General features: G+C 68.9%; 15 protein-coding genes. 3 read left to right on the top strand and 12 right to left on the bottom strand.

The window, feature by feature from the left end; translation table 11 throughout:
* Positions 1-3: 3 nt before the first annotated feature.
* From ACIBTX_RS19775 to ACIBTX_RS19755, 5 genes are all read right to left on the bottom strand, one after another.
* Positions 4-1,098: a hypothetical protein gene (locus tag ACIBTX_RS19775; protein ID WP_357392353.1), complete on the bottom strand. Its 1,095-nt coding sequence runs from the start codon at positions 1,096-1,098 to the stop codon at positions 4-6.
* A gap of 9 nt (positions 1,099-1,107) precedes the next feature.
* Positions 1,108-1,395, bottom strand: coding sequence for a hypothetical protein (locus tag ACIBTX_RS19770; RefSeq protein ID WP_357392354.1), 288 nt, complete (start codon positions 1,393-1,395; stop codon positions 1,108-1,110).
* Positions 1,396-1,918: 523 nt separating this feature from the next.
* The gene (locus tag ACIBTX_RS19765; protein WP_357126138.1) at positions 1,919-2,320 is read right to left on the bottom strand and encodes an arsenate reductase ArsC; all 402 of its coding nucleotides are present in this window, start codon (positions 2,318-2,320) and stop codon (positions 1,919-1,921) included.
* Complete coding sequence (locus ACIBTX_RS19760; protein ID WP_396832825.1) at positions 2,317-3,054, bottom strand: aquaporin; 738 nt, start codon at positions 3,052-3,054, stop codon at positions 2,317-2,319. The genes ACIBTX_RS19765 and ACIBTX_RS19760 overlap by 4 nt, the downstream gene beginning before the upstream one ends.
* Positions 3,051-3,416, bottom strand: coding sequence for an ArsR/SmtB family transcription factor (locus tag ACIBTX_RS19755; RefSeq protein WP_396832824.1), 366 nt, complete (start codon positions 3,414-3,416; stop codon positions 3,051-3,053). The genes ACIBTX_RS19760 and ACIBTX_RS19755 overlap by 4 nt, the downstream gene beginning before the upstream one ends.
* Positions 3,417-3,509: 93 nt before the next feature.
* On the opposite strand from ACIBTX_RS19755, the gene ACIBTX_RS19750 reads away from it, so the two are divergent.
* Both ACIBTX_RS19750 and ACIBTX_RS19745 read left to right on the top strand, forming a co-directional pair.
* The gene (locus ACIBTX_RS19750; RefSeq protein ID WP_357126132.1) at positions 3,510-3,941 is read left to right on the top strand and encodes an ArsI/CadI family heavy metal resistance metalloenzyme; all 432 of its coding nucleotides are present in this window, start codon (positions 3,510-3,512) and stop codon (positions 3,939-3,941) included.
* A 119-nt stretch (positions 3,942-4,060) separates the two neighbouring features.
* A complete protein-coding gene (locus ACIBTX_RS19745; protein ID WP_357126568.1) occupies positions 4,061-4,822 on the top strand; it encodes a class I SAM-dependent methyltransferase in 762 nt (253 codons plus the stop codon).
* 57 nt (positions 4,823-4,879) lie between these two features.
* On the opposite strand, the gene ACIBTX_RS19740 is transcribed toward ACIBTX_RS19745, so the two are convergent.
* From ACIBTX_RS19740 to ACIBTX_RS19725, 4 genes are all read right to left on the bottom strand, one after another.
* On the bottom strand, positions 4,880-6,187 hold the full coding sequence (locus ACIBTX_RS19740) for an MFS transporter (protein ID WP_357126129.1): 1,308 nt from the start codon (positions 6,185-6,187) through the stop codon (positions 4,880-4,882).
* Between the two features lie 138 nt (positions 6,188-6,325).
* Complete coding sequence (locus ACIBTX_RS19735) at positions 6,326-7,057, bottom strand: class I SAM-dependent methyltransferase (RefSeq protein ID WP_357126126.1); 732 nt, start codon at positions 7,055-7,057, stop codon at positions 6,326-6,328.
* Positions 7,058-7,275: 218 nt separating this feature from the next.
* Positions 7,276-7,638, bottom strand: a complete 363-nt coding sequence (locus tag ACIBTX_RS19730) for a PH domain-containing protein (RefSeq protein ID WP_355050625.1) — start codon at positions 7,636-7,638, stop codon at positions 7,276-7,278.
* 40 nt (positions 7,639-7,678) lie between these two features.
* Positions 7,679-7,987, bottom strand: coding sequence for a 4a-hydroxytetrahydrobiopterin dehydratase (locus ACIBTX_RS19725; RefSeq protein ID WP_357126121.1), 309 nt, complete (start codon positions 7,985-7,987; stop codon positions 7,679-7,681).
* Between the two features lie 183 nt (positions 7,988-8,170).
* Here ACIBTX_RS19725 and ACIBTX_RS19720 point away from each other — a divergent pair, with 183 nt between their 5' ends.
* Positions 8,171-8,611, top strand: a complete 441-nt coding sequence (locus ACIBTX_RS19720; protein ID WP_357126118.1) for a (deoxy)nucleoside triphosphate pyrophosphohydrolase — start codon at positions 8,171-8,173, stop codon at positions 8,609-8,611.
* A gap of 170 nt (positions 8,612-8,781) precedes the next feature.
* Here ACIBTX_RS19720 and ACIBTX_RS19715 read toward each other — a convergent pair whose 3' ends face one another.
* The 3 genes from ACIBTX_RS19715 to ACIBTX_RS19705 are packed head-to-tail and all read right to left on the bottom strand — an operon-like array spanning position 8,782 to position 12,593.
* On the bottom strand, positions 8,782-9,849 hold the full coding sequence (locus ACIBTX_RS19715) for a succinate dehydrogenase/fumarate reductase iron-sulfur subunit (protein ID WP_357126115.1): 1,068 nt from the start codon (positions 9,847-9,849) through the stop codon (positions 8,782-8,784).
* A complete protein-coding gene (locus tag ACIBTX_RS19710) occupies positions 9,846-11,774 on the bottom strand; it encodes a fumarate reductase/succinate dehydrogenase flavoprotein subunit (protein ID WP_357126112.1) in 1,929 nt (642 codons plus the stop codon). Before ACIBTX_RS19710 ends, ACIBTX_RS19715 begins: the two co-directional genes overlap by 4 nt.
* 12 nt (positions 11,775-11,786) lie before the next feature.
* Positions 11,787-12,593 (bottom strand): hypothetical protein, encoded by an 807-nt coding sequence (locus tag ACIBTX_RS19705; RefSeq protein ID WP_396832823.1) that lies wholly within the window; start codon positions 12,591-12,593, stop codon positions 11,787-11,789.
* Positions 12,594-12,726 lie beyond the last annotated feature (133 nt).

The following is a 12,726-nucleotide window of genomic DNA, read 5'->3' as shown; positions in this document are numbered from 1 at the left end:
GTCTTATGCCTTCACGCCTGCGAGGGGGTGGTCATAGCGGCCGCCGTCGGGGAGCGCGGGGAGGGCGACGGCGTCGAGGTCGCTGAGTTCGCGGCTGAGTATGGCGCGGAACGTGAGGACGGCGGCGGCGATCTGCTGGGAGAGTTTGGTTGCTTCGCCCCAGAGTCGGAACATGTCGGCGACTTCTGCGGCCGCGACGCCGTAACCGACGATCGCGCCGACCCCGCTTGCTGCGGTGGCGGTGCCGGCGGCAGCGCTGACGCCAATGATGATGGCGCCGTCGATGAAACTTTTGACAATGCCGCCGAGGGCTTCCCCGGCGGACCAGACGGCGTCGGCCATGCCCCGGTACGCCTTGCTGATTGCGGACAGGGGAGTGCGGAGGTCAGCGGTGGCGTTGGCAGTGGTCGTGAAGTAGCGGAAAGCTCCGTCGCCTGCGACGCCCTGCCACAAGGGACGCAGGGTCGTGGTACCGGACTGGAGGTTGTAGGCGAGGTCATGCAGGGCGGCCCCGATGTTGTCGACAACCGGGCCCATCTTGGCCAGGGCTTCCCAGTCCCCGGAGACCTGGCTTTGGAGCCTACCGATGGGGTCGAAGCCGAAGATGTTGTTGAACACTTCGTTGAGCCAGTTCGACGGGCTGACGTAGTCCATCCAACCCAGCGCGTTCGGGGGCTTGTCCGGGTCGCCCGGCGTGTCAAGGTGGCCGCGCACGTCGCGCACGTCGACGAAGTTTGCGGGAGCGCAGGGGTTGTTCGCCAATTCCAGTTCAAGGGCAGTGATGCACCGGTCGCCCGCTGGCGGCAGGGTGAGCTCAAGGCGGTCGGCGTTGGCCAGGTCAGTTGCGCGGTAGTAGCCAGCGGCAGCCCGCAGCTCGGGGGCGGAGTTCTCCAGAAGGCAGGCGAGTCGCTTGAGAGTGCTGTCTATGACCTCGACCGCTTGCTCATGTGCGGCTTTGGCGATCTTCAGATGCTCGCCTCCCGTGGCCACGTCGGCATGGCGGTTGAGGTAGCTGCGCACCTCCCACACATCGGCGGCACCACGATCGACCTGGCGGGCGAAGCTGACCAAAGCTTCCGGCTCGACGGACAACGTCATAGTTAGCGCCTAGTCCGTAACGAAGACGCCGGTCACGCCCACAACAGCGAAGACGACAGCGGCGGCGAGCACGTAGAGCCGCGGACGCGGTTCACTGATGACGTAGGTAGACAGGCCCAATGCGCCGCTGAGGATCGCGATCGCGTACCACGGGAAAGTAGCCGGCGTGGGCTGGCCGATGAACACCATCCACGTGGCCATGACCGCGACAAAGATCGTCGCGTAGGCGACGACCTGCCGCATGTTCCGATAGGCGGTGTGCTGCAACCGGGCGACCGACTCCTTGTAAGCCTCCACCGCCGCAGCGCGCTCATCCTCGCTGACCTGCCGTCGCCTACTACGGCTACCAGGCTTCCGGCCTCCACCCATGCCGCCGAAGATACATCGACGGTCACACCCTCGCTGCCCTGCGTAAGCAGCACCTGTGGCCCCGGTCTTACCAGTCGCGTGCCCGTGAGGTGCCCCGATACGAGGGTCGGCGAGGGGCAACGACGGTGAAGGACGCGAGGCGCTGACGCCGCTACGAGCGCTCGCCGACGGTCAAGACACCGCCTGAGAAGCGGATCCGAGGATTCCTCAGTTGAAGGGCAGGTCTGGCGACAGGGACCGGTACCAGAGGCAGGGGGCGCAACAGAGGAGCACGATGAGCGCCACGATGGCGATCAGAGCGATCCCGCTGAGACCGCCGATCGCGAACAGGTTCCTGAGCGCGTTCCTGCCGCGGCCCGCACCATCGTCGTTCCTGGCCAAGACGCCCCCATGATCGGCAGTGTTGGTGGCGACAATGTAGCTGTCGGGCCTTCCCTGCGCGGTGGCGGCGTCAGGGGCGTAGCTCTCGTAGCAGGGCGTCGACGCGACCCTTGATGTCGTCGCGGACCTCGCGGACGACGTCGATGGATTGCCCGGCCGGGTCGGTGAGTTTCCAGTCTTCGTAGCGTTTGCCGGGGAAGACGGGGCAGGCGTCGCCGCAGCCCATGGTGACGATGACGTCGCTGGCTTCGGCGGCGTCCCAGGTGAGTCGGACCGGGGTCTGGTCGGTGATGTCGATGCCGACCTCGCGCATGGCGTCGACGGCGACCGGGTTGATCGTCTCGGCGGGTTCGCTGCCGGCGCTGCGGACCTCGACGGTGTCCCCGGCGAGGTGGCGGAGCCAGCCGGCGGCCATCTGTGAGCGGCCGGCGTTGTGCACGCACACGAACAGGACGCTGGGCTTGTCGCTCATCGGGCTTCTGTCTCCTCGGTGAGGTGGGGTACGAGGACGTCGCCAGCGACGTCTCCGGCGTGGGGGTACCAGGCGGCGAGCGCGGCGACGCCGACCAGGCCGCCGACGAGCTGGGCGGCCACGAAGCCGGGCACCGAGGTGGGGGCGATTCCGGCGAAGGTGTCGGTGAAGGCCCGGCCGATGGTGACGGCGGGGTTCGCGAACGACGTGGACGAGGTGAACCAGTAGGCCGCCCCGATGTAGGCGCCGACGGCGGCGGGCGCGGTGGCGGTCCGGCCGCTGCGGGCGAGGGCGAAGACCAGGACGACCAGGCCGGCGGTGGCGACGATCTCGGCGAGCCACAGGTTCGCGCCGGTGCGCTCGGTGTGTGACCAGGTGACCGCCGGCAGGTCGAACATCAGGTTCGCCAGCACGGATCCGGCGACCGCGCCGGTGACCTGCGCGGCGGTGTAGGCGACGAGGTCGGGGACGGTCAGGCCGGTGCCGGCGCGGCGGCCGAGCCACCAGTCGACGGCGGACACGACGGGGTTGAGGTGCGCGCCGGACACCGGCCCGAACACGAGGATCAGCGCGCCCAGCGCGAACGCGGTGGCGATCGCGTTCTCCAGTAGTTGGAGCCCGACGTCACCGGGGGAGAGGCGAGCCGCGGCGATCCCGGACCCGACGACGGCGGCGACGAGGAGTGCGGTGCCGGCGAACTCGGCCGAGGCCCGGCGGGTGAGGTTGCGGCTCACGCGGTGGCAGGAGTGGTCGGCAGATCGAGCAGTACGCCGAGCTGACGGAACGCCTCGGGCTCCACCCTGTACCACACCCAGGTGCCGCGACGTTCGGAGTCGACGAGGCCGGCTTCCCGCAGCACCTTGAGGTGGTGGGAGATGGTCGGCCCGGACAGGTCGAACGCCGGGGTCAGGTCGCACACGCAGATCTCCGGCACCGACGCGATCATCGACATCAATCGCAGTCGGACCGGGTCACCGAGGGCCTTGAACATCGGCGCGACCACCGCCGCCTGTTCGGCGTCCATCGGGCGGGCCGCCAGCGGCGCACAGCAGGCTACCGCTTGCAGGTCCACGACCGGCAAATTCTGTTTCGGCACTCATCTACCTTGACAGACATCGAATCAGGCTGCAACGGTGGGGTTGCTTCGAAATCCGTCTAGACAGCAGTTCGCCCCAGCAGGAGGATTCCCATGTCCCGTGTTCAGCTCGCTCTGCGCGTGTCCGACCTCGACGGCTCGATCGCGTTCTACTCGAAGCTGTTCGGCGTCGACCCGGCCAAGCGTCGGCCCGGCTACGCCAACTTCGCCGTCGAGAACCCGCCGCTGAAGCTCGTCCTCATCGAGGGCGAGGCCGACCAGCCCACCGCGCTGGATCACCTGGGTGTCGAGGTGTTCAGCACCGACGACGTCACCGCCGCCACCAGGCGCCTCACCGACTCCGGCCTGATCACGCTGGAGGAGAACGACACCGAATGCTGCTACGCGCTGCAGGACAAGGTCTGGGTCCGCGGCCCCGGTGCCGAGCGCTGGGAGGTCTACACCGTCAAGGCCGACGCCGACACGCTCACCAAGGCCACCGACACCGAACCGGTGGCCAGCGGAGTCGGCTCACACTGCTGCTGACCACGGCAGATCTGCGCCTCCGGCGTCTTGGATGTCGGGGTGTCCGGTCGATCGGGACACCCCGACATCCAGGATCCGAGGGATGATGCGGACACCGACAATCGAAGGACGTGAAATCGATGGTGCTCAGCTCGTCGTTCGGTACGGCGGCGTCCGCGTACGCCCGGCATCGCCCGGACTACGCGCAGGCCGCGGCGCGGTGGGCGCTCGAGGTCGCGCCCGGCTCGCGAGTCCTCGATCTCGGCGCCGGCACCGGCAAGCTGTCCGCCACGCTGATCGCGCTCGGTGTCGACGTCGTGGCGGTGGAGCCCGACCCGGCGATGCTCACCGAGCTGGGCCGGGCGTTGCCGACCGTACGGGCCCTCCCCGGTAGCGCGGAGGCGATCCCCCTGCCGGACGCGTCCGTCGACGCGGTGCTGGCCGGCAACGCCCTGCACTGGTTCGACATGACCGTCGCGGGGCCGGAGATCGCCCGGGTCCTGACGCCCGGCGGCATCCTGGCCGGTCTGTGGAACGTGATGGACGACCGGGTGGACTGGGTGGCAGCCCTCGAACGGGTCAGCGGGAGCGCGGCCATCGGCCCGCGTGACACCTTAAGCAGTTGGCGCGCGGCGACGGCAGGCCTGCTCAGGCCGGGCAACGGAACTGCCGACCGATTCGGTACGCCCGAGCAGGCCGAGTTTCCCCACGGGCAGCGCCGGAGCGCCGACTCCCTGGTCGCGACGCTCGCGACCCGGGCCGGGTTGCTGGTCATGCCGGAACCGGAGCGGACGGCCACGCTCGACCGGATCCGCGAGTTCCTGGGCGGAATGGCCGAGACCGCCGAGGGCGACTTCACCCTGCCGATGCTGACCGGTGTCCTTCGCGCCCGCCGACTCTGACGGTCGCCGACGGCCTCCGTCAGGGCTGCACGGGTTTCTCGATCCGGCGCCGCCGTGTCAGTGCTGGTCGGTCTCGGCCTCGCGCTCGCCTTGTGAGCGCCAGGGCCGCGAGCTGGACCGGCGGGGCACTCTGACGGGACTCGGCGTACTCTGCCGCAGCATGGCGAACCCTGCCGCGGCCAGCCCGAGCGCCAGAATCGCAGTACTGCTGAGGAGCAGCGTCGGGCGGGGACCGATGGCGCCGACCAGCGGGCCGCCGAGCATGGTGCCCAGAGGCACCGCGAGAACAAGCACGGCGCTGTTCGCGGCAAGTACGGCGGGGAGTTGCCCGGTCGACGCGCTGCGCTGGTATAGCGCCATCGACATGGACATGTACGGCGCCCAGATCAGGCCCGCCAGCGCGAAGGCCGGCAGGGACAATCCGACGGGCGCCCCCACGCCGAGTGGCAGCATGGCGACGCCGAACCCGATGACGATCCCGATGATCGTCGCGCGCAGCGGCCAGTGCCGGAGGTGGCCGGCGACCACACCGCCGAGGAGGCCACCGATGCCGAAAGCGGTGTAGTACGCGCCGAGCAGCGTCGCGGAACCTCGCAGGTCGTCGGTGACGTGCAACGGCATCGCGACGTACACCGGGCCGAACAGGAAGAAGAATGCGACGCTCAGCACCAGCAGGCCCAGCAGCGTGGGCTGACGGCGGATGAACGCGAAACCTGCGGTGCGCGGGGCGCTGTGCTCGTACCGACGGATTGTTCCGGTGGCGGGCAGCGCGAGCCGATAGGTGAGCGCCAGCACCGCGAACGTGGCGGCGTCGGCGGCGATGACCCACACCGGCCCCACCCAGCCGATCAGGATGCCGGCCAGCGGTGGGCCGACGACGGTGGCGAAGCCGGAGATGGTGGTGAGGACCGCGTTCGCCGGCAGATGGTGTCGCTGCGGCAGCAACTCGGCGATCAGGGTGAACCGTCCGGCCGAACCCCACGAGTGCAGGAGGGCGGAGGCGGCGAGCAGGACGGCGTACAACCCGATCGTCAGCGTGCCGGTCAGATACGCGATCGGGATCGCGGCGAGCGCGGCAGCCCGCAGGATCGCGTCCCACCCGGCGAGCCGGGCGCCGCCGCGCCCGCGCAGCAGCCGACCGAACGCCAGCGTTCCGACAGCGCTGGGAAGGGTGTACGCGGCCACCGCGACCGCGATCCAGAGACCGTGCTGACCGGTTGGTGCGAGCTGCCTGGCCAGCCAGGGCACCGCGACCACCGCCATGCCGTCGCCGAGAGCGGACACGGCCAACCCGGGTAGTACGCGCCGCAGCAGGGGATGACTGACCACCGGCCAGTACGGCGAGGTACGCGGAAAACGGGGCATGAGAGCAGTCGACCGGGCATCGACGCCATCCGCCAGCAGGTACTGCTGCCAGCAGAATCAGCCCAGCGCGCAAGGCGCTCGGCGGGATCGACTCGGGTCCCCCGTGGACGTCCACGGGGGACCCGAGTCGACCGACCGCTACCGCGCCCGGTAGACCGAGATGTGTGACGGACTCTCCGCCGTGAACGGCTGCCGGTGCCAGTCGGCGTACCGCTCGGTGAGCGCAAGGCCCGCCTGCCGGGCCATCTCGTCGATCTGGTGCGGCCAGGCGTATCGCATCGCGAACGGCTTCAGGTGCACACCGTTGCCGTCGAAGGTGATGGTCTGCCGGATGAACCGCTGCGCTGGCCGGTCGTACCGGTGCACCCGGATCGTCACGGAGTCCTCGGTCACCTCGCGGACCTGTAACTGCTCGTCCGCGTCGAAACCGCTCGGGTCGGGGACGAACGTCTCGATGACGAACGCCCCGCCCGGCGACAGCACCCGGGCGACGTTGCGGAACAGGTCCGCCTGCCGCTCGGCGTCCACCAGGTTGAACAGCGTGTTGAAGACCAGGTACGCCAGGCGGAACGGGCCCTCTACGCCCACGTCCGCCATGTCACCGACGACCGTCGGGATCTGGTCGCCACCGGGCTTGGCCCGCATCAGCGCCAGCATCTCGTCGGACGCCTCGATGCCGTGCACGGTGAGGCCGCGCTCGGCCAGTGGCAGTGCGACCCGGCCGGTGCCGATCGCCAGTTCCAGGACCGGACCGCCGTCGGCCAGATCGGCCAGGAAGTCCACGGCGGGCGCCGGGTCGGGGTTGCCGGGGCTGTCGTATCCGGCAGCCCACAGCCGGCCGAAGAGGCCCGGATCGTCGAAGACCGACATCAGCGGCCTCCGGGGTTGTGCTCAGTGACGGGTGTCCTCTGCGGAGCAGTTCTGCTCACGAAGCCTCGTTTCCTCAAGTCGGATGACGTTCGGTCGGGGGGACTTCGTCGTGTTGGGCATGGCACTGCTCCCTTCGGGCGGCTGTGCACCGAGGACACCAGAGACGCCGGGAGCCCGGCAAGGCATTTACGCCCGCCGGGCTCCTGGTCGAAGGATCGTCAGGAGATGTGGTGCAGGATCACGTTGTGCACGTGGTGGCTCTTCTGCGCGCCGCGGAACTCCACCTCGTAGGTGTGCGTGCCGACGTGGATCGCGATCGCGCCGGTGGAGAAGAACGACCCACCCCAGGACTTGTTGCTGACCACGCTCACGCTGGTGATCTTCGAGTACGGGATGCTGGTGATCGCATACCGCTTACCGACGAAGGAGCGGTCCTGGATGATCACGCGCCGGTCGGTCAGCCCGATGAACCCGGTGCCGGTGCCGACGGCGTCGTAGACGGCGATGATCTGCTCGCCGTCGAGCAGCCCACTTTCGATCTGCTGGACCTGCTCCTTGCGGTCGTACGCGATGTTCGCCATGCGATCCAGGTTAGGAAACCGGCGCCACCGCGCCGGCTCGTCAGGACTCGGTGACCGCCCGGTAGGCGTCCTCGATACGGGCGGCCAGCAGGACCTCACCCTCGGTCAGGGGGTCACCGTTGCCGTGCCCGACCCGGATCAGGGTGCTGTCGGACCGGCGGCTTATCTCGGGACGTAGATGCAGGGCGTCCGCCACAACCTTGACCCGTTCAGTCAGGGCCGCGTGTTGGGTATCGTCGATCACCAGCGTGCGCCGGATCTGCTCACCGTCCCGCGTCCAACCAGATAGCAAGGTCAACGCGTCGGAAAGGTAGTCGTGTTTGGCTCGGCTGCTGAACAGCACGCGCATTACCGCACCCCCCAAGCGCCGTTGCCGGCTTGTGGCCAAATCGTCGCCATCCCGTGTCTTGTCGGTGCCTTCTAGTCTGTCGTCGCTCGGTAGGGGTGTCCACGCCCACACTTCCGTGTTCTATTGGCCTAGCGGACGGTGTCGGTACCCAAACCGCCGATTGATCTGGCACCCTGGACGCCCGTGCAGACCGAACGGGCTAATGGTGGCGGGCAGGCCCAGCGACGGGACCTGAAGGTGATCGTGGGAGCGGCGATCATCCGGGACGGACGGGTGCTCGCCTGTGCGCGCTCCGCCCCGCCGGAGGTGGCCGGCATGTGGGAGTTCCCTGGTGGGAAGGTTGAGCCCGGTGAGGCCGAGACCGACGCGCTGATCCGGGAGTGCGCCGAGGAGTTGGCCGTACGCGTCGAGGTCGGCGCCCGGGTCGGCCGCAACGTCCGGATGGCCCACGGCCGGTCGGTGCTCAAGGTGTACGCCGCCCGCCTGCTCCACGGTGACGAACCGCAGGCACTGGAGCACCAGGCGCTGCGCTGGTTGACCATTGACGAACTGGACTCGGTCACCTGGCTCCCCGCCGACGCCCCCATCGTGGCCGCCCTACACCCCCACCTGAAAACCCCCTAACCCCCGCCCCACCCCGTTGATCATGAAGTTATTGCCCTTCCCGCCGGCGTGTCGGGGCAATAACTTCATGATCAACCGGGGCAAGGGCGGGGGCGGGGTTGGTTGGCAGGGTGGGGGAATGGGGCGGGGGCTGTCGGCGATGCCGACAGCCCCCGTATCCGGTGGTCCTGCTAGTGCTTGTCGTCCTGGTCCGGGTGCGCGAAGTTGAGGTGCTCCGGAGGCAGCGGGAAGGTCACGTCGTCGCCGAAGGGCGACGGCGCGGCGGGCCGGTCGAAGGTGAGCTCGGTCAGCGGCAGCCGGCCCCGGTCGTCGACCGCCGGAGCGGTCGGGTGGGGCACCTCCCGGTCCCAGTTGACGCCGGCCTGCGCCTGCGCCTCGGCCCGCTGGTCGTGCGAGCCACCCGCGTGCGAGTGCAACCCGCCCCGGGTCGCACCCGACGACGTCGCCGAGCCCTGACGGGCGGTGGTCACGCTGGTCTGGGGCGTCTCGCCCCGACGGAAGATCTTGCTACCAAGCCACACAAGGGGATCGTACCTGCGGTCGACGACGCGTTCCTTCATGGGGATGATCCCGTTGTCGGTGATCTTGATGTGCTCGGGGCAGACCTCGGTGCAGCACTTGGTGATGTTGCAGAAACCGAGGCCCTGTTCGGCTTGTGCGTACTCCTTGCGGTCGGTCCGGGCGTCCAGCGGGTGCATGTCCAGCTCGGCCGCCCGGATGAAGTACCGCGGACCGGAGAACGCCTGCTTGTTCTCCTCGTGGTCACGGATCACGTGGCAGACCGTCTGGCACAGGAAGCACTCGATGCACTTGCGGAACTCCTGCGAGCGCTCGACGTCGACCTGCTGCATCCGGTAGTCGCCCGGGGCGACGTCCGCCGGCGGGGCGAACGCCGGGGTCTCCCGCGCCTTCTCGTAGTTGAACGAGACGTCGGTGACCAGATCCCGGATGACCGGGAAGGTCCGCAGCGGGGTGACCGTGACCGTCTCGTCGTCGCCGAAGGTCGACATCCGGGTCATGCAGCCCAGTCGCGGCTTGCCGTTGATCTCCATGGAGCAGGAGCCGCACTTGCCGGCCTTGCAGTTCCACCGGCAGGCCAGGTCGGGCGCGTCGGTGGCCTGCAGGCGGTGGATGACGTCGAGGACGACCTCGCCCTCGTTCACCTCGACCATGTAGTCCTGCAGGTCGCCGCCGGTCTCGTCGCCCCGCCAGATCCGGAACTGACGCTTCGCGCTCATCGGTTGTCCGCCTCTCCAGCGTCGGCGACGAGAGCGTCGAAGTCGGTGAGCTCCTCGTCGGTGAGGTACTTGGCCAGCTCGGCCCGGTCGAAGAGGCCGATCAGCTCCGGCCGCATCGTCGGCAGCGGCTTACGGGTCAGCTGCACGGTGTCGCCGTCCAGGGAGCAGACGAGGTTCACCTGCCGCCACTTCGGCTCCATCGCCGGATAGTCCTCGCGGGTGTGCCCGCCGCGCGACTCCTGCCGCTCCAGCGCCGCCTTCGCGGTGCACTCCGAGACCACCAGCATGTTGCGCAGGTCCAGGGCCAGGTGCCACCCCGGGTTGTAGCGCCGGCCGCCGGCCGCGCTCACCTTGGCGACCCGCTCGCGCAGCTCGGCCAGTCGCACCAGCGCGTCGGCCAGCTCGCCCTCGCGCCGGATGATGCCGACCAGATCCCCCATGACCGCCTGGAGGTCCTGCTGAAGGGTGTACGGGCTCTCGCCGGTGTCCCGCTGCAACGGGGCGAGGGCGGTCTCCACGGCCGCCTCGACGGCGTCCACGGCCACCTTCGGCCGGGCGGACAGCCCGTCGGCGTAGCTGGCCGCGTGCCCGCCCGCCCGCTTGCCGAACACCAGCAGGTCGGACAGGGAGTTGCCGCCGAGGCGGTTGGAGCCGTGCATGCCGCCGGAGACCTCACCGGCGGCGAACAGACCGCGTACGTGGCCGAAGGCGGCACCCGAATCCGGGTCCACCTCGACGCCGCCCATCACGTAGTGGCAGGTCGGCCCGACCTCCATCGGTTCGGCCGTGATGTCGACGTCGGCCAGCTCCTTGAACTGGTGGTACATCGAGGGCAGCCGTCGGCGGATCTCGTCGGCGGAGCGCCGGCTCGCGATGTCCAGGAAGACCCCGCCGGCGGGGGAGCCCCGACCGGCCTTGACCTCGCTGTTGATCGCGCGGGCCACCTCGTCGCGGGGCAGCAGCTCCGGTGGACGCCGGTTGTTGTCCGGGTCGGTGTACCAGCGGTCCGCCTCCTCCTCGGTCTCCGCGTACTGCTTGCGGAAGACGTCGGGGACGTAGTCGAACATGAACCGCTTGCCCTCGGAGTTCTTGAGGACACCACCGTCGCCACGGACCGACTCGGTGACCAGGATGCCCTTCACCGAGGGCGGCCAGACCATGCCGGTCGGGTGGAACTGGAGGAACTCCATGTTGATCAGCGTCGCCCCGGCGCGCAACGCCAGCGCGTGGCCGTCCCCGGTGTACTCCCAGGAGTTCGAGGTGACCTTGTAGGAGCGTCCGACACCGCCGGTGGCCAGCACCACCGCCGGCGCCTCGAAGAGGATGAACTCGCCGGACTCGCGGTAGTAGCCGAACGCGCCCGCTACCCGGTCGCCGTCGAGCACCAACTCGGTGATGGTCGTCTCGGAGAAGACCCTGATCCGGGCGTCGTACGAGCCGAACTCGCGCTTGTCCTCCTGTTGCAGCGAGACGATCTTCTGCTGGAGGGTGCGGATCAGCTCCAGACCGGTCCGGTCGCCCACGTGCGCCAGCCGGGGGTACTCGTGCCCACCGAAGTTGCGCTGGGAGATCTTGCCGTCCTTCGTACGGTCGAAGAGCGCGCCGTACGTCTCCAGCTCCCAGATCCGCTGCGGCGACTCCTTCGCGTGCAGCTCGGCCATCCGGAAGTTGTTGAGGAACTTGCCGCCGCGCATGGTGTCGCGGAAGTGCACCTGCCAGTTGTCACGGCTGTTCACGTTGCCCATCGCGGCGGCGGCGCCGCCCTCGGCCATCACCGTGTGCGCCTTGCCGAACAGCGACTTCGAGATGATCGCCGTCTTCTTGCCGGCGAGGCGGGCCTCGATGGCCGCGCGCAGACCGGCGCCGCCGGCCCCGATGACGACGACGTCGTAGTGGTGTCGTTCGATACGAGTGGTAGTGGTCATGTCAGGGGCCCTTTAGTTGATGAACCGCAGGTCGTTGAACCAGCCGGCCGACAGCGCCAGCACGTAGAAGTCGGTCAGCGCGAGGGTGCCGAGGGTGATCCAGGCGAGCTGCATGTGCCGGACGTTCAACGCCGAGACGACGGTCCACGCGCGGTAGCGCACCGGGTGCTTGGAGAAGTGCTTGAGCCGGCCGCCGATGATGTGCCGGCAGGAGTGGCAGGAGATCGTGTACGCCCAGAGCATCACCACGTTGAGCAGCAGGACGAGGTTGCCCAGTCCGAAGCCGAAGCCCTTGGGTGAGTGGAACGCGAGGATCGCGTCCCACGTGTTGATCAGCGAGATGATCGCGGCGGCGTAGAAGAAGTAGCGGTGCAGGTTCTGGCCGAGCAGCGGGAAACGGGTCTCCCCGCCGTACTCCTTGTGACCGTCCGGTACGGCGCAGGCCGGCGGCGACAGCCAGAAGGACCGGTAGTACGCCTTGCGGTAGTAGTAGCAGGTGAGCCGGAACAGCAGCAGGAACGGCAGGGTCAGCGCGGCGTCCGGGATGATCCACCAGCCGGGCAGGAATCGGCCGAAGTGCGAGGCCTGCTCGACACAACTGTCGGTCACGCACGGGGAGTAGAACGGGGTCAGGTAGTGGTAGGCATCGACCCAGTAGTGGTCGTGCATGAACACCCGGACCGTCGCGTACGCCACCCAGGCGCCGAGCCCGATCACCGTGATCAGCGGGGCGAACCACCATCGGTCGGTACGCAACGTCTTCGCCGTGATGGCGGCGCGCGCCCGCGCCCCCCGCGGCCTCGTTGCCGTTGAAGTCATTCGAGTCGTCTCCTCGACGGGCCCGTACGGGCGGGCTGCTGTCTCCGGTCGGCACGCGGACCGGCGAACCCGCACCCGCTGCCACGTCATGCGCACACCAACGACCACGCCGGATCGACCGACGCAGCTAAGT

It is taken from the genome of Micromonospora sp. NPDC049359 (assembly GCF_044466585.1).
In the GTDB taxonomy this organism is placed as follows: domain Bacteria; phylum Actinomycetota; class Actinomycetes; order Mycobacteriales; family Micromonosporaceae; genus Micromonospora.
This window is presented reverse-complemented; position numbering and strand designations above follow the sequence as displayed.